General features: G+C 36.4%; 10 protein-coding genes. 2 read left to right on the forward strand and 8 right to left on the reverse strand.

Annotated elements, in window-relative coordinates; all coding sequences use genetic code 11:
• Positions 1-405 precede the first annotated feature (405 nt).
• Positions 406-1,401, reverse strand: a complete 996-nt coding sequence (locus B045_RS0110600; protein WP_018464241.1) for a WG repeat-containing protein — start codon at positions 1,399-1,401, stop codon at positions 406-408.
• 603 nt (positions 1,402-2,004) lie between these two features.
• On the opposite strand from B045_RS0110600, the gene B045_RS14575 reads away from it, so the two are divergent.
• Together B045_RS14575 and B045_RS0110610 are read left to right on the forward strand one after the other, a co-directional pair.
• Positions 2,005-2,751 (forward strand): LytR/AlgR family response regulator transcription factor, encoded by a 747-nt coding sequence (locus tag B045_RS14575; RefSeq protein ID WP_018464242.1) that lies wholly within the window; start codon positions 2,005-2,007, stop codon positions 2,749-2,751.
• A gap of 5 nt (positions 2,752-2,756) precedes the next feature.
• The gene (locus B045_RS0110610; protein ID WP_018464243.1) at positions 2,757-4,757 is read left to right on the forward strand and encodes a tetratricopeptide repeat-containing sensor histidine kinase; all 2,001 of its coding nucleotides are present in this window, start codon (positions 2,757-2,759) and stop codon (positions 4,755-4,757) included.
• 167 nt (positions 4,758-4,924) lie between these two features.
• Here the strand turns inward: B045_RS0110610 and B045_RS0110615 are convergent, their stop codons facing one another.
• From B045_RS0110615 to B045_RS0110645, 7 genes are all read right to left on the reverse strand, one after another.
• Positions 4,925-7,114: a glutamine synthetase III family protein gene (locus tag B045_RS0110615; RefSeq protein ID WP_018464244.1), complete on the reverse strand. Its 2,190-nt coding sequence runs from the start codon at positions 7,112-7,114 to the stop codon at positions 4,925-4,927.
• Between the two features lie 102 nt (positions 7,115-7,216).
• Positions 7,217-7,396 carry a DUF4250 domain-containing protein gene (locus tag B045_RS0110620; protein ID WP_018464245.1) on the reverse strand — a complete coding sequence of 60 codons (180 nt, stop codon included), beginning with the start codon at positions 7,394-7,396 and terminating at the stop codon, positions 7,217-7,219.
• A gap of 119 nt (positions 7,397-7,515) precedes the next feature.
• Complete coding sequence (locus B045_RS0110625) at positions 7,516-9,474, reverse strand: alpha-L-arabinofuranosidase C-terminal domain-containing protein (protein WP_025884274.1); 1,959 nt, start codon at positions 9,472-9,474, stop codon at positions 7,516-7,518.
• Positions 9,475-9,605: 131 nt separating this feature from the next.
• A complete protein-coding gene (locus B045_RS0110630; protein ID WP_018464247.1) occupies positions 9,606-12,770 on the reverse strand; it encodes a glycoside hydrolase family 2 TIM barrel-domain containing protein in 3,165 nt (1,054 codons plus the stop codon).
• Positions 12,771-13,578: 808 nt separating this feature from the next.
• Positions 13,579-13,779 carry a hypothetical protein gene (locus B045_RS0110635; protein ID WP_018464248.1) on the reverse strand — a complete coding sequence of 67 codons (201 nt, stop codon included), beginning with the start codon at positions 13,777-13,779 and terminating at the stop codon, positions 13,579-13,581.
• A 316-nt stretch (positions 13,780-14,095) separates the two neighbouring features.
• The gene (locus B045_RS0110640) at positions 14,096-16,621 is read right to left on the reverse strand and encodes a glycosyl hydrolase (protein WP_018464249.1); all 2,526 of its coding nucleotides are present in this window, start codon (positions 16,619-16,621) and stop codon (positions 14,096-14,098) included.
• The gene (locus tag B045_RS0110645; RefSeq protein WP_018464250.1) at positions 16,618-17,724 is read right to left on the reverse strand and encodes a glycoside hydrolase family 88/105 protein; all 1,107 of its coding nucleotides are present in this window, start codon (positions 17,722-17,724) and stop codon (positions 16,618-16,620) included. The genes B045_RS0110640 and B045_RS0110645 overlap by 4 nt, the downstream gene beginning before the upstream one ends.
• Positions 17,725-17,817: the final 93 nt, after the last annotated feature.

A 17,817-nucleotide genomic window follows, 5' to 3' on the forward strand; every position in this document is an offset into this window, starting at 1 on the left:
AAAGATAATGCCAGCGAGTACAAAATCATTAAGTTTACTTATATGTTTTGTCGAGTGCCGCCTTATCTTATGCAAAGATAGTGCCAGCGAGTACAAAATCATTAAGTTTACTTACATGTTTTGTCGAGTGCCGCCTTATCTTATGCAAAGATAATGCAAGCCGAACACAATACAAAATAAAAAATGTTTTTATTTTAAAAGATAGGTATTAGTGAATCTCGTATTGTAATAATAAAGGTATTACATTTATCGTTACTAGAATAATTTATTGATATTTCATGTAACCTATTGCTAAAACAAAAATGAATACATTGTAGACATGCAGAATTCTAAAAAAGAAAAAGCAGAAGATATAGACTAATATAGCATTAGTCTTATAATCTCTACTTTTTGCTTATTATTTATTTACTTGTTTATTTTTTCACCATGATTGTTTAACAATATGCCATTGTTGTTTTCATTACATAGGAATACATTTTTATTAATGGCAATAATTTCAGAGAAGATAGGTTTCGTCAGTGGTTTGCCGTTATAGTCAATCAAGCCATAAGTACTAGTATGACCTCCTACACTATAGCTGTTACATGAAGCTACAGCCATAATATGTGTACCTTTCTTATTAAGTTTACTAGTACGATATAGAAGTGGCTCAATTCCGTCACAAACAAATTTGTCCTTTACTGTAAGATCAAAATTCAGTCTTTGCATAGTACAATCTTTGTTTTGAATAAGAATCCCTGAATCGTCAATATCCATATAAATATATTTGCATGGTAGTATCATCTTTCTGAAGCCTTTCATCAGCCCATATCCATCTTTATTCTTAACAATCCAGTAATCATTGACTCCACGTTTTAAATCTACATAAATAGGAGGTATAGCCCATTCTCCTTTTTTATTAATAACGCCAAAATGGCAATCACCTACAGCCATTATGCAATAGCCATTATGAAAACAATACCCGTCGGCATTATTTGAAAACTCAAATGATTTTTTGAATGCACGCTTTCCATGATGATCTATAAAAAACAAATCATTGCCTTTTTGTACTGCAGCCAAACTATCACTGAAGATCCAAGCTTTGTCATAGTAAGGGCGAATCACAATTTTGCCAGTATATGCATTGAAATATCCTCGCTTTTCTCCTTGTGAAAAACATATCAAACTATCTCCATCAAAAGGTTTGGCTACCAATCCTACATCTTCTATCAGTTTTTCATTAGTATGGTAGTTATATATATAACCCATCCCAACGCTAGGGTTGTGGAAATATATATTGCGACTAATATATCTTTCGTCTGAAGTTTCTTGTGCTTCATTCTCAGCTTCGCTAGTGGTATCTTTGTTTTTTATATACTCATAAGCGCATACTATAGATAGGGCAATTAAAGCAAACAACATTATTGCTATACATGTGATAAAAGCTCTTCGAATGAAGGTCCTAAATTTAAATTCTCTCGGAGAAACAAATAACCAGTGAAAACCTCGTAAAAAGGTTGACCATACAGTTTTAGCAATATTCTTCATTGTTGTCGTTTATTTTAAACTTTAATAAAGTTATACATCACGTTTATTATAATCAAAACTAATAATTTATGTGAGAACATTATGTCTTATTTCTATTGCAAATTTAGAGTTTACTGTTCGAATATAAAAATCGCCAAATCCAAAAGAAACCCTAAACTTGCCATTTCTGTGCTTGAATTGATAGAATGTGTGCTTGAACTGGCATTAATTTTCAATAACGCTAAATTAGCATTTGAATTAAATTAGAATTGGGTTATCTTTATTATTAACAAGATTAGAATACTCCCTAATTTTAAGGACAAAAAATATCAATAAAACTTGCTTTAAAAGAAATATATTCTTATTTTTGCAAAAATATAGACTAAAGTAAACTCTCTATAATGAAAACATTTCAGATTGAAATTGCAATGTTTGTTTATAGGGAGTTGTTATTTTTGTTTGTTCTCAAAGTCTTACTTTAAATACACTTAAGTGATTATGAAATATTTATTGAAAACTATTATCATTGATGACGACAAACTTGCCACTGAACAATTAAAAACGGAATTAGCAAAATGTTCAAAGCTGAATATTTGCGGTAATGCCTATACTGGAGCAGAGGGTAGAATACTATTGCTTGACTTTAATCCTGATTTAATATTTCTTGATGTAGAGCTACCTGATTGTATGGGGTTTGATTTTTTGCATTCTGCAAGAAGTCTTCTCAAAAAAGAATGCCATGTGGTCTTTTTCACAGCATATAATAGATATTTGATAAAAGCATTGCGAGAAAAAGCGTTTGATTACCTATTAAAGCCAATAGATCAAAAAGAACTTTCTGTCGTATTAGGGAGAGTGCTTGATGAAAGCTATGCCAAGCAGGAAAATGTTGAATCAAGAACCGAGAGTGAACAGGTGATGCTTAACACTGCGAAGGGTGAAACACTAATGCTATCCCCTAATGAAATTTCCTTTTTTGCATACAATGATAAGGCTAGATATTGGACAGCATTCTTAAGCAATGGTAAAAAATATGCTTTGAAACGAAGTACTAAGGGTGACAAACTATTATGTTTTTCAGACTCCTTTATGATGCCATACCCATCACATATAATAAACATTCGTTTGTTAGCTTTTATAAAAGATGGACATTGTATAATGAAACCTCCTTTTGAAAAGGTAGACGATATTAAAATAAGCAATGCTAAATTAATTGATTTAAGGAAAATATATCCTAATATCTAACAATAATGACCTTACGCAAATTCTTACCAGTGCTAGCATTGGTTATAACAATATGCTCTTGTAATAAAACAGGATGCCAGAAACATTACAACACAGCAACCGATTCCATAAAAACTCAACTAGATACACTTCTTGGTAGTGAAGGTAATAAAATAGACAGTTTGGCGGACTTAGGTATGCATAAATCTAAAGATAGCACAGACTATTATTATTTTATGCTTTATCATGGATCATCTATGATGTGGAAAAATGATGTTCATGGGATGAATTTGTTACTTAAGAAATGCAAGCGATATGCTGATGCTGCAAAGACATCCCCCAAACTCAATGACTTGCTTGCTAAATATTATGTTTTGATTGGAAATAGGGTTATGATGAACTTTGTTTTCAAGGATGCAATAAAGAATTATAATTTAGCATATTCATATCAAGAGAAAGGGACGAAGAAATTATACAAGACAACTATCCTTACGGATTTGTCTGATGCTTATTTGGCTATGCCAGATTATGCGAAAGGAGCTTCATGTCTTCGTAAAGTACTTCTAATAAGTGATTCCTTAAATAATATTGACGCAAAAATTCAAGCAACTGTAGGATTAGCTCAGATATACACAGGACTTGCCAACTATCCAGAAGCTGAGACATACTTTGAAAGTGCAAAAAAACTCCTTCCTTATATGCATGGAAGGCAACGCTTTTTTTATTATAACACGTTGGGAAACTATTATTTTTATAAGGGCGATTACAAGAATACGCTTAAAGTATTTAAGATCATTAATGCTAATCTCAATACAATGACAGGTAATGATTTCGATAGAAATATTACTTGGTTGAATCTCGCCGATGCATATATCAGAAATGGAATGATTGACTTGGCTGAAATATATCATAATAAGTGCAAAGATTTTTATGTAAAAACAAATAATAAGACTGCCATTTATTATTTAGGGACACAAAATATAGCCATGCTCCTTCAGCGAAATCGATTAAAAGAAGTGAGGAAATTGTTGAAGAATAATACCGATTCATCTGTAATCAGTCAACAGATTTGTTTGAGATATAATTATCTTGTAGACTATTATACTCGTATAGGTGATGACCATAATGCTCTTATTTGTCTTAAACGACTTACACATATAAATGATTCTGTGAAAAGTGAAACACAGAAATTAGCCACTGCTGAATCAGCATTTCGTTATCAACAAGATTCAAAGGCTTTGAGACTGAAACTTGATTTGTCAAGAAGTCAGGAACATTACCGTACATCGCAACTCTTGCTTGCTGTGTCATTGTTTATTATATCATTATTAGTTTTAGCCTATTGGGGAATATACAGATATAATAAAAATCGCCATAAACGTCTTGTAATAGATGCCAAAAAGCGTATATTGAAATTGCGTATGGAGGAATTGAGAAACAGAGTTTCACCTCACTTCATTTTCAACGTACTAAATTATGAAATATATAATAGAAAACAAGGTAATAAGGAAACAGATATAAAACGTTTGGTTAATCTTATAAGAAGTGGTTTAGAACAGTCTGATGAAATCTGTGTTCCGTTATGTCAAGAATTGGATTTTATTGATAATTATGTTGATTTACAGCGTTATGGTTTGTCAAATAGTTTTGAATATAACTTGGAAATAGATGAAAATGTAGATGATGATACTTTGATTCCATCAATGATAATTCAAACAGCTGTTGAAAATGCAATAAAGCATGGGTTGCGTGGATTGGAAGGAGATACAAGACTTGATATAAACATTCGCAATATTGGCAAGATAATGCAGATACTTGTTACAGATAATGGTCGTGGAATAAATGCTTTTGAAGCAAAAGATGATAGCACAGGAACCGGAATGATAGTCATACGAGAGACACTTGCCATGCTGAATGAACGTAATGAGGCTAAAATGGTGTATGAATTGAATGAAAATCCCAATGGTAAAGGCTGCCAAGTTAAGATTATCGTTCCTTTGGAATACAATTATTCACTTGATGTCTAACATGATAGAAACCATTGACGACATAGTTTAATGGTGCTTAAAGTTTGTTGATATCTTATTAAACTTATGACTATATTAAGATATTGCGTGTATGAGATAAAAGTCCGTGAAAGCTTTCACTTCCACGGACTTTAATATTTAATGCTAGTTATTAAAATACTTAACTATTATCTTATAAATAGGAGTTCACGATATTTAGGAAGTGTCCAAAGTTCATCGCTAACAATGAGCTCCAGCTTATCACACTGATATCTTATATCTTCCATTCTTGTAGCAATAGAGTCGTGGTATACAATAGCACGTTTACGTGCATCGTCAATCTTGTTGGCACTTCTACGTGCGTCGACAAGTTCCTCAACGCCAGTTTCAATCTTTTGAGTGCGTTCTGCAATTTCTTGGATGATCTTAATATTGCGTGCTGTGAGAACTTGTCCCTCTTCGCGGCCGAAGATATTAAACATGCTTTGAACGTTATTCGCCAATTGACTTTGATAATGAGTGGCGACTGGTACGATGTGATTCATCACTAGGTCACCCAGAACGCGAGCCTCAATTTGAATCTTCTTAGTATAAGTCTCCCATTTTACTTCGTTACGGGCTTTAAGTTCATAGTCCTTCATTACATTCATGTCCTCGAACATCTTTACACTCTTGTTATCAAGATAGCGATCGAAGCAAATTGGGCATGAAGCCTCGCAGTCAAGCCCACGCTTTGCAGCCTCGACTTTCCATTCCTCACTATATCCGTTGCCGTCAAAACGTATAGGCTTTGTTGCCTTAATGTCTTCACGGATAATATCTACTATTGCAGAATTCTTTTCCTCTCCTTTTGCAATTAATGCATCTACACGCTCCTTGAAGTGAGTAAGAGCCTCGGCAACAGCTGCATTCAATACTATCATTGCACTTGCGCAGTTGGCTTCGCTACCTACAGCACGGAACTCAAAGCGATTGCCAGTGAAAGCGAATGGTGAAGTACGGTTACGGTCGGTGTTGTCAATCATAAGTTCAGGAATCTCTGGAATATCAAGTTTCATTCCTTTCTTTCCTGCTACAGTGAACAAATCGTTCTTGTCAGATTTCTCTATATGATCAAGTAAAACACTAAGTTGCTTACCAAGGAAACTGGAAATAATTGCTGGTGGTGCTTCGTTAGCTCCTAGACGATGATCGTTTGTAGCACTCATTACGCTAGCTTTAAGCAATCCGTTGTGACGATATACTCCCATAAGAGTTTCGACAATGAAAACAACAAAGCGTAGATTGTCCTCTGGTGTTTTTCCAGACTTATGTAAAAGAATACCAGTATCTGTAGTAAGACTCCAGTTGTTGTGTTTTCCGCTACCGTTTATTCCGTTAAAAGGTTTTTCATGTAGTAAAACTCTGAAGCCATGCTTGTTAGCAATCTTTTTCATAAGGCTCATCAATAGCATATTGTGGTCTACTGCAAGATTGCATTCCTCAAATATAGGAGCAAGTTCAAATTGTCCAGGTGCAACTTCGTTGTGGCGAGTTTTGCATGGAATACCAAGTTCAAGAGCTTGAATTTCAAGATCTTTCATGAAAGCCTGCACGCGCTCGGGAATAGTTCCGAAGTAATGGTCGTCCATCTGTTGATCTTTAGCAGAATCATGTCCCATAAGAGTGCGTCCTGTGAGCATGAGGTCTGGGCGAACAGAGTATAAATCTTCATCAACAAGGAAGTACTCCTGTTCCCAACCGAGATTTGCACTTACCTTTTTAACATCTTCATTGAAATAGTGGCATACCTCGGTTGCCGCAATATTTACAGCATGGAGTGAGCGAAGTAATGGTGCCTTATAGTCAAGAGCCTCACCTGTATACGAAATAAATATAGTTGGTATACACAATGTATCATCCATGATGAATACAGGAGATGTAGGATCCCATGCACTATATCCACGAGCTTCAAAAGTGTTTCTGATACCACCGTTAGGAAAACTGCTGGCGTCAGGTTCTTGTTGAACAAGGAGCTTACCTGAAAAATCTTCAACCATTCCGCCTTTCCCATCGTGCTCTACGAAAGCATCATGTTTCTCGGCTGTACCTTCAGTAAGAGGCTGAAACCAATGAGTGTAGTGAGTAACTCCATTTTTCATTGCCCATTTCTTCATGCCGCTGGCTACTGCATCTGCAATACTGCGGTCTAACCGTGAGCCGTTGTCAATCACGTCAATCAACGTTTCATAAACGTCGGCAGGTAGATATTCGTACATCTTCTGACGATTGAACACATACTTAGCGAAATACTCAGAAGGTCTATTCTTAGGTATTTCTACGTTGAGTGGTCTTTTCTTAAAGGCCCCAGCTACAGCCTCAAATCTTAAGTTTGCCATTGTTCTTTAGTTCTTTATTGTTAATTCAAATTGAATTCGATTAAGTTTGCAGTATCAAAAAAAGGACCCTCACAATGCGTGAGAGTCCTTCACATAATATCTTTACCAGAATTTGTTGTTTTCCCTACTGTACTCGAAGCCGACAGAAGCCAACTTGTTTTCAAGATGTGTGCGGTCTACATTCATATCATCGCACAGTTCATCAAGAGAAGTGTAGTCATCACGCAACAGCATGTTTAATGTGCTGAAGAGAATCATTGGGTCATTTGGCAATTTATCCATTTCAATACTTTTTACCTTATTATAAGTGCAAAAGTAATAAAAAGCAATGAAACAGCCAAACATTTTATCATTTAGCAACAAAATCTCTTTATAAGTTTAATATATATCAATCCATTTGATTAGAATCGGTAGACAGCAAATGTTTTAGCAGGTATTTTTACCGATAGCGTATTACCTTTAGCTTCGACATTTGTAGTCTGTGGAACTACATTTTCTTTGTTGCTCAATGTGTTTGTAGCCTGTAGATCGTTACTGTGCAATGTAATGAGTTTGCCAGAACCTAGGTTCTTTATACCATTGAAAGTGATATTGATGTCTTTGTCTGCATCACCTGTATTTGCAATCTTTATGATATAATTTTTGGCTTCCTTATCATATACAGCACTTGCATACAATCCGTCAGCACCTTCTATAGGCTTGCCGTCTTCAAGCAAGCTTAAAACGTTTGTTCCTCTGTTTGTGCCGTATAGCATTTGTACATACCAGTTTACAGAACGTACACTTTCAAGATTGTTAAACCATATTAGGTCTGGGCGCCATTGCCAACCCTCTACATGTGCGAATAGTGGAGCATAAGTTGCTTGGTGTACAACATCTGCATTTCGTTCAAGACCTGTCATGAATGCTGCTTCAGATAGTGCTGCTTCAAAATTATTCATTGCAACAGTAGGCTTATCACCTTGTCCTTTAACATGGCTCGCATATTCTCCAGCAAATACTTTCGGTCCCTTACGGCTGTATTTATCGTAACGTCCTGCATTCTTAAGGAACCATTCCGGGCTCATATAATAGTGCTCGTCAACAAGGTCCACGCCTAAACGTCGCATTTGTTCCCAGCCATAGTCAAATTCCTTACCACTAGCTGAAGGTCCGGCTGAACCACAGATCTTAATATTTGGATATTTGGCACGAATTTGCTTTACGAACATTTCCAGACGTTCTGGATACATAGATCCCCATTGCTCGTTTCCGATTCCAATCTGTTTGAGATTGAAAGGTGCAGGGTGCCCCATATCTGCACGTAATTTTCCCCATTTGCTTGTAACAGGTCCGTTGGCAAACTCAATAAGGTCTAAGGCGTCGTCTATATAAGGTTGTAACTTGTCAAGAGCGACGTGGGCATTCTTGTCGTTGTCGCTATTTTGGTATTGACATGCCAGTCCACAGCTTAAAATAGGTAAAGGCTGTGCACCAATTTTTTCAGAAAGCAGGAAGAATTCGTAGAAACCAAGTCCTAAAGTCTGGTAATAGTTTGGATACAGACGGTGAGGGAATGTATAGTTCCAGCGATTCTCATTAAGTGGGCGGTTTTCTGGAGCACCTACAGTGTTCTTCCATTGATAGCGAGTTTCAAGGTCAGTACCTTCAACGATACATCCACCAGGAAAACGGAAGATACCAGGATGTAGGTCGGCAAGATCTTTTACGAGGTCTGCACGCATTCCATGCCAGTTGTCTTGTGGCATTAAACTGATATGATCCAAATCTACGCTTTCTCCAGACATAAGGAAAATTCTCATGAAAGCTTTCTCCATAGTCTTGTCAGAAGATAGTGTAGCTGTATATTTTTGCCATTGGTTGTTGGTCACAACAATTGTGTCTTGGCATATTGGCACATCGTCTTCACCAACAAGCTCGACACGGAATTTAGTGCTCTTACCTTGTAGTAGATTAAGACGTGCGTAGATTGAAAAGTCATATTTCATACCTTTCTTTATTCCCATACCGAAGAAGCCGTGATTTTCCAATCCCGACTGTTTTTCGCGATGACCAGAAGGTGACACTGTTACATAATGAGGATTTCGGTCAAATGCAGGCTTAATGTCGTTAACAGCGACATTACCAAATACATTCCAACCCATAAGTCGGTCTGGAAATTCAAATGAACGGTTTTCTACCATTTCGGAATACAGTCCGCCATCAGCACCGAAATTTATATCTTCAAAGAAGATTCCGTACATTGTTGACTGAACTGGTGCACCAGGCTTGGTGTTTACTGTGAACTGATGCTGTGCGTTGACACCGATAGAAGCCAGTGCCGACAAAAGCATAGTAGATAGTAATCTGTTTTTTCTCATAATTTGGGTTATTGCTTTTAGATATATTAATAGTGATGCAAAAATACGAAAATCCACCTCAGAAGAGGTGGACTTTCTATAATAATAAGGTGGATATTTTATAATTTGTATTTATGATACACTAAATTGTATTATTTTACAACTGATAACGAGAAGTTGAATTCTCTATCCTGATAATGCAGACGATATTTTTCAAGTGGCCATGCACCCCAACTGTTTGTACCTCCTACACCCATTTCGTCGCCATCAATGCAAAGATTAGTGTATTTTGATTTAGGTACGTCAGGACTGTGACGCTGGTCTTTCTCTGCACCGTCGTCAAGATCGTTTATTGCATAATGCAATGCACTTGCATAGAAAAGATTATTGCTGTTTATACGCAGTCCCAAACCTTTATCATTTGTCTGAATCCACTTGCGAACATCAGACTTAGTACCATTTTCCTGAGGGCGGATATATGGATAATACTGTTGCTCTGCTGTCTGTGAATATATGCCTACACATGCAAAGTCCTTGCGATCTTTGTAATTTTCGACAGGTCCACGACCATAATATGTGCTGTTGTCCATAGTGTATGGCATTTCCATTACCATACCGAAACGGAACATATCTGGAATTTCTGCACCCTTTGTTGTGTTGAGCTTCTGATTAACGTTTATTGTTCCGTCTGCATATACAACATATTTTAGTTCGAGTTGAGCCTTTACCTCCGGCATGTCGTAAACAGCTGCTACTTCGGCAACCTTGCTACTATTTTCAGTCTTTACTTCATTAGCATTTAGGGATACAAGATTCATCTTTGGATTATGCCATACTGCGAATTTCTGCTGCATGTCAGCACCCATATCATTATCTGTTACAGCACGCCAGAAGTTTGGCTTTAAAGTTCCTCCTTCTCCAAGATAGTCTGTACCATTAACATTGTATTTGGTAAGAAGTCCAGTAGTCTTGTCAAATGCTAATTGAATGTCGTTATTTGTTACAGTTATTACAGGACTGTTTTTCTTATCTGTAACATTGACTTTACCTTTTCCTGAATATGTTGCAACGCTTAGATTTTCAGAAGACTTCTTAACCAATAATTGCTGATAAGCAACTGTCTGATTAGCGTCAATAAGTGGTTCTGCTTTCTTAAGTTTGAAATCAATATTCAAATAAAGTTCATTACCTTCTGCCTTGTATGGAAGAGTATATTCTTTTGTCTGTTGTGGTGCAACGTCAAGGTCGTCAATTTCTCCACTGCTTACGGCTTTACCATCATTAAGCAGCGTCCATACCATTTTGTAGTTGCTAAGATCACGGAAGAAATATTCATTATGAACATTAATCTTACCGTTCATTAAGTCAACTGGGTTAGCCCAAATGTCCTGATACTGATATGCTAGTTCGTAAGCGTGAGGATTTAGCTGACGATCTGGACCAATTATACCGTTACAGTTAAAATTATTATCTGATGGATCATATTTGTTATAGTCGCCACCATAAGTATATTCTGTGTCTTTAGACCAGTTAGTAGTCATTTCCTCATAATCTGCAAGAGTACGGTCAGCCTTGTAATCGAGTTTGCGATGTAATCCCTGATCAACAAAGTCCCAATCGAATCCACCTTGGAATTTCGGATACTTGCGGATTAACTGCCAGTATTCAGCAAGATTTCCTCCTGAATTACCCATCGTGTGATTATATTCACATTGTATTAGTGGGCGAGTATATGTTGTGTCCTTTGAGTATTTCTCGCAATCACTTACGGAATAATACATTGGGCAGAAAATATCTGTATTCTCTCCAGTCTTTCCAGCCTGCTCAAATTGCACAGGACGACTCTGGTCAAAATTCTTTATCCATTTATATGCATCAACAAAATTCTTACTATTCTTGGTCTCGTTTCCAAGACTCCAAACAATAATACTAGGATGATTGTATTGCATAGAAACATTATGCTGATTACGTTCCATAATTTGTTTCGCAAATAGTGGAGTTCCAGAAATAGCATCAGGATGATATCCAAACCCATGGCTTTCTTGATTAGCCTCTGCAACTACGTAAAGTCCATATTTGTCGCAAAGATCATACCAGCGAGGATCATCTGGATAGTGACATGTTCGTACAGCGTTTATATTTAGACGCTTCATAATCTTTATATCTTGAATCATTCTTTCAAGACTTATATTATAAGCTCCGTCTGGATCCATTTCATGTCGATTTGCACCTTTTATAAGTATTGGTTGTCCGTTAACAAGCAACTGGCTACCTTTGATTTCAACTTTGCGGAAACCAAGGTTCTGCTTAATGACTTCCTTAACATTCTTCTTCCTGTCCATAACAGTTGCGACCAATGTATATAAATAAGGTGTCTCTGCAGTCCATTTCTTTACGTTGCGAAGCATAAATCTGGCACTTCCAATGTTGCGGTTCTTAAAATTTGATTCAGTTTTAAGAACGCTTATGCCATTAGCATTGAATATTTCAAAGTCAATGATGGGATTCCCCTTGGCATTAACCTTAACCAAAGCCTCTCCGTCTTCATAATTATTTGTAAGATTAGGAGTAATATGCATATCTTCAACATGAACATTATTGTCACGTGCGTATAAATAGCACTCTCTTGCGACACCAGAAAGACGCCAGAAATCCTGATCTTCACAATATGAACCATCGCTCCATCTGAATGTTTGGAATGAAATAAGATTTGTACCTTTCTTCAGATATTTAGTTATGTCAAATTCTGCAGCAACTTTGCTGTCTTCCGTATAGCCAACATAGCTACCGTTAACCCATAGATACATGTTTGATGTGACAGAACCGAAATGTGCAATAACTTGTTTGCCATCCCAATTGTCTGGAATGTTGATAATGCGTCGGTAACTTCCTACATGATTATCCTTTGTTGGAATCTGTGGAGGATTATCTTGAAAATGTCCACGCCAAGCAAAACCATTGTTAACATATTCAGGATCACCAAAACCGTTGACTTCCCATATACCTGGAACAATCATGTTTCCCCAAGAAGAATCATTAAAATCAGCCTTGAAAAAGTCTGTTGGTCTTTGGTCGGCATTTTCAACCCAGTTAAATTTCCATTTACCTTCAAGAGAAAGATAGTTGGTTGATTGATACATGTTGCCTTTTTGAGCCTCTTCGACAGAATTGTAGGCAAAAAAGTTTGTATGAAGTTTGAATCGATTCACTTCATTTACTTCCATATCATGCCATTCCGTATAAGTAGGCTGTTGTGCTAACGCCACAGTTACGCATGCCGAATATGCAAGACAAGCTAAAATTGTTTTTTTGTTCATGTTGATAGGTTGATTATCTTAATTTTAAACGGTTGTCTTAAAATATTTATGCAAATATAACGAAAATACCTAGCATCGGCAAATAAAAAAAAATAAAATATATATAATGGTATAAATGTCACGCTTATTATCCTTTTTATTAATTTGTATGGTCTATAGAATATGTAATTCTGTATATATATATGTAAATAAGTATTATACTAAAGGCTTCCTGCTATATGTTTATTGACATAGCTAACAAATTAAACGGATAAAGATGAGTTAATATGCATATTTCATGGTTATCATTAGCAGTTGTAAAAGTATATTATTTTTCAGTCAAATAATGTCTCTCTATCATATTTAATGAATTAGCTATTGATAATAGTCATAGTAGAATCTTAAAGGGAATAATAACCAAATTAATAGAAAATGGTGCTACAAAACACATTGTGTGCGGGCACATACTTGATTTATATCAAAAATACATCGTATTTTCACTAAAAGATGTACTTTCTTATTGCACGTATTAGAATATTGCCTATCTTTGCATTGTCAAAAGACAAAAAACAGGTAATAAAGGTACTTAGATTGATTCATAGGATATAAAAGGTATTAGTTAAGGTAGAGGCAAGATTGCAATAAGGATAAATGGTATTAGTGAAAGGTAAAAAGGAAGATTGTAAAGGATAACAAGGATTAAAGTTTTAGGTTTTTAGTTATTAGTTTTAGGTTTAAAGATTGTTAGTTACGGAATGACGGTGGCGCCGATTGGCGGCCCACCAGTGGTCGGGGAGAGAAATCTTCACCGATTTTTTTTTGTCTATTATTAATCCTCCATCAACATTTCTGCAGTTTCTTGTGGAGTATTAAACGGCATTCCAAATTCAATATCAGCATCTGATAGAATGTCTAATGTGCTTTTTGCTTCTGCTTCATCAAACCGAGGTTCCCCGTTTTCTTTTTTTGCTTCCATCATAACTTTCAAAACAGCCATACGGTATGCTTCAATTTCTTCATTCTGTTCCATAATACTATTGTTTATATAAGTTTAAGGTGCTAAGTTAATGCTTTTTTTATATAAATGAAAGTGTATTTCCCTTTTTATTAAAATAATGTTTGCTTTGAGTTGTTTTACTGTATCTTTGTTTATACCAAATATGATGGTTATTTAAAGATTAGAATAATGATTAATAAACTTTGTCATATTAAGAATAATAATGATGATTGTTAATATAAAATCGGTATGTAGATATATTTTATAAGGATAAGTTTAAGGCTCAATACTCAAATGAATTTGAATCCATAGAGTATTGAGCCTTTCCTTATTTGCGAATTAAATTAATTCAATTGTCTGTTGTCAATGTCACATTGTTAAGTCCACTATCTACAGGCTTCCAATTGGCATAAGTTGTCTTTTGATAGTTTAAATCTACAATATTTATTTCTTTCATCTTGCGCCATTTAATTCCTTTTTTGTCAAGGCTTGAAATGCGGTTTGCCGGTAGATTTGTTACTTCAATCCGTATTATATTATTACCTTTATGCAAAATATTTTTGCAGTCTAGTATATATGGCACAGCCCAAGCGCAACCGATAAATTCTCCATTGATATAAACTCTTGCACTTTCACGCACATCGCCTAGATTGATGTTCCAGCGTGTTTTTGCCTGTGCCGTGTTGAGTTTTACGACAGTTGTGTAGACACCAGTTCCCATTGTTACTGAAGTTTCGCTGTCTAGATTCTGCCAGTATTGCAATGAGTCTAGATCAAATGTCTTTGAAACCTTTGGTGCCTCTTCAATGAAACTCAATTGCCATTTATGCTTTGTGAGTTTTATTTCTTGTCGGCTTAGTTTAACAGGCTCATTAATTATTTGTTCTTTAGGACTTCCGTTTCTGTATGTTTGCAGAATTGCAGATTCTCCACTTTTTAGTTTAATTCTGATTTTCCCATTATTTATTGTTGCCTTATTAATGTCTCCGTTCATCGGATTAAACCAAGCCGCATCTTTGAATTCTGTTGCTAATGGCATATCGCAGTCAACATCATTTGGTGTTAAGTTTGACATGAAATAATGATAACCTGTTGGATCACTTCGGCGTATCATTTTCATTCCAGTCTGAAGTTTAATCTGTTCAGGAACGGCACAAAGTGACATTTCCTTTGAGTTAACTCCTAATATTATATGTGCACCTTGTTTTTCAAGTTCAGCGAGATGTGCTTTCACTTCAGATGTCATAATATTGTTACCAGGTATTATCAGCGCTTTATATCTAGCTCCGCCAATTGTTTTCAATGTCCCGTTCTCGCAAGTTGTTGAAAGTATATAGCGGTCACTTATATAGTCACAGTCATAGCCTAATGAGTCGATTTTCATTATTGCACGAATGAATTCAGGTGCTTTCTTTGCCATACTGTGTATGTCAAATTGCATAAGTCTTTGTCCTTTTTCTTTTTCCCACATATCTCTTACTGGGAGATATACGATGAAGTCGTTGTCAGGCTGTCCCCATTGCAGAAAACTTTGGCATCTAGTGATATAACTCATAAGGTAAGGAGCATCACGCCAGATTGAATTAGTAGGACTCATGTCTACTGATGCATAAAATTTCCAACCTGGCCATTCTGCATCTTTAGGACTGTATGCCGTTCCATGAAAAAACATATGGTTTACTCCTGCACAGAACATTAGGTCCATGTCTGGTTTCATCTGGCTCAATGATGTACGAAAGTGCTCGGTAAGCCAAGTGAATGTTTCACTTGATGTGAACTGTTTTCCTGTGATATGGGCTGCTGAAGGAGCATATTTCAGCATACTTAGGTCACTGAAATTAGTTCTTGTCATTCCTGGATCTTTGCGCAATCCTTTTATTTTGAAGTCAGATAATCCAAATCCTTCTATCTCAGGGATATCAACAGCGGCGTAACAATCAATGAGGTTTGCTGGACTTCCATGAGCCTGATTTCTTGTTATGGCTCCGTGGCTGTGCGCCCATGCTGTCCATTGATTCGTGAAATTTTCCAATAGCATATCGCTTAATGTTTCACGATAATCGGATAACGTCTTACTGTCCCCGTCAAGTAGTTTGTCGAAACAAGTCTCTAGTTTGTATCCTCTACGTTTCGCAAATTCATCAAGTAATGTAGGTGTCCAATCTGCGCCATATACCTCATAGCTATCATTGAAGAATGTATGAGGATATGGAGTCTTTGTTGCATTAAACGCACTGTCAATATGTGCCAGATAGTGCATCACAGAATTTCTATCAAAATGGTCAATCACATATCCTTCACCACCAGGAGCCGCACGTTTTACCATCTGTCGTGTTCGGCTTATATATAATGCTATAACTCTTTTCTTTCCTTTGATGTCGGATTTGAAAGCCATCGCCTTTTGGAGTGTTGCAAAAGACTTCTCCTTACTAGGTAATGCAAATGCTATATCTTTTATTTTAGTGTTGAGGCTTACGAGTGTGTCTATAAATACAGCCTTGCACGCTGCTTCGTTTATTGGAACCCATGGACCACCGAAAGGCCAGCCTGTACCAGTAGCCATGTCAACCTCTATATGATTGTTTTTTGCTTGACATTCTGTATATTGCAAAGCCTTCATCCATTCAGGAGAGAGATAGCGTAACTCGTTTTTCTCATTTCCCTGTACTCCATATATTGGAGTTATTTCTACAGCTCCCAATCCATGTGATGCATATTCTGCTAGATTCCATTTTAAGTTGGTCGAGTCTACAGCAGATCCAAACCACCACCAACGTGTGCCGGGACGTGATTCCGGTAACTGTTTAGGCCATGATTGTGAATATATGCTCAATGTTGCTATAGCGCATATAACACATAAAAATATTCTTTTCATTTTTTGTTTAGTTTGTAATATTCAGAAGCTCCGAGCAGGAAGCAACCTGTACCATAGTCTTCAAAATCAGGTACGCTTGTATATGTAACAGGCTGACCAGCTGAAGGGTCTTTTCCTGTTCCTTGATTCCAACCTATAAAACCATTTTCGTGTGCACATTCTTCAAGTGCTTTCCATGCTTTTTTGCAAGCTGGAAGATATACTTTCTTGTTAAGATATCCCTTATTTATACCCCAACTCATTCCGTAAAGAAACAGTGCTGTACCAGTCATCTCTTTTCCTGCGTAGTTTGTTGAGACAAGACTTGGATACCAGAAACCATCTTCGTGTTGGCAACTAAGTATACCTACACTCATCTTCATGAAATCGTTTTTAAGTTGTTTGTAATATTTGTCTTTAGGTGAGAGTTCATTCATCACCCTTACAAGTGCTGCATATACCCAACCGTTACCACGACTCCAATAACAGTCTTTACCGTCATTTTCTTTATATGGTGGTACAAAATCCTTGTCTCTCCACCATAATCCGTTTTTAGTATTGAAGAGTCCGCCACCACATGTGTTGCGACTCCAGTGATATGCATTCATTGCATAATCGATGTATTTCCTATCTTTTGTGATATTATACATTCTTGCATAAACAGGCATAGACATCTGTATAGCGTCAATCCAAGTCCAGTAGTCAACTTTTCCTGATGAAATTTGCTTATCAAGATTTTCTTTCACCTTGTCTAGCTTCTCATTGCCACCTTCCATTTTGTATCTGTCAAGATATGTCTGCGCACAGCATTGGTCGTCGGCATCGGTTGTTGTTGTACCATTGCGTGGAGTCCATTTGTGAAAGTTTGCCCAAGTATCTGTATAGTCAAGATATCTTTGTTGTTTGTCGATTGCATATAAAGACATAAGACCTTCATAGTATACGGCACGTGTCCATAAACTACTTGCTCTTTCTTTCTTCACGAATGTAGGCACTGTCGGATCTGCATACTTTTTCATGAAATAATTATTTACCTTTTGGGCTGTCTCTAATATGTTTTGTTGTGCACAAGCTGTACCAAGAGACATAAGCATGATTAGCGCTGTCGCTGTAATCTTTTTCATGTTATATTGTTTTTGATTTTATATATGCAAAATTAGGATATTTAAGGTCCTTAATTACACAAAAATAGTTCAAAAAGTGGTATTATTGTTCAA

This window comes from Segatella paludivivens DSM 17968 = JCM 13650 (genome assembly GCF_000373185.1).
Taxonomy (GTDB): domain Bacteria; phylum Bacteroidota; class Bacteroidia; order Bacteroidales; family Bacteroidaceae; genus Prevotella; species Prevotella paludivivens.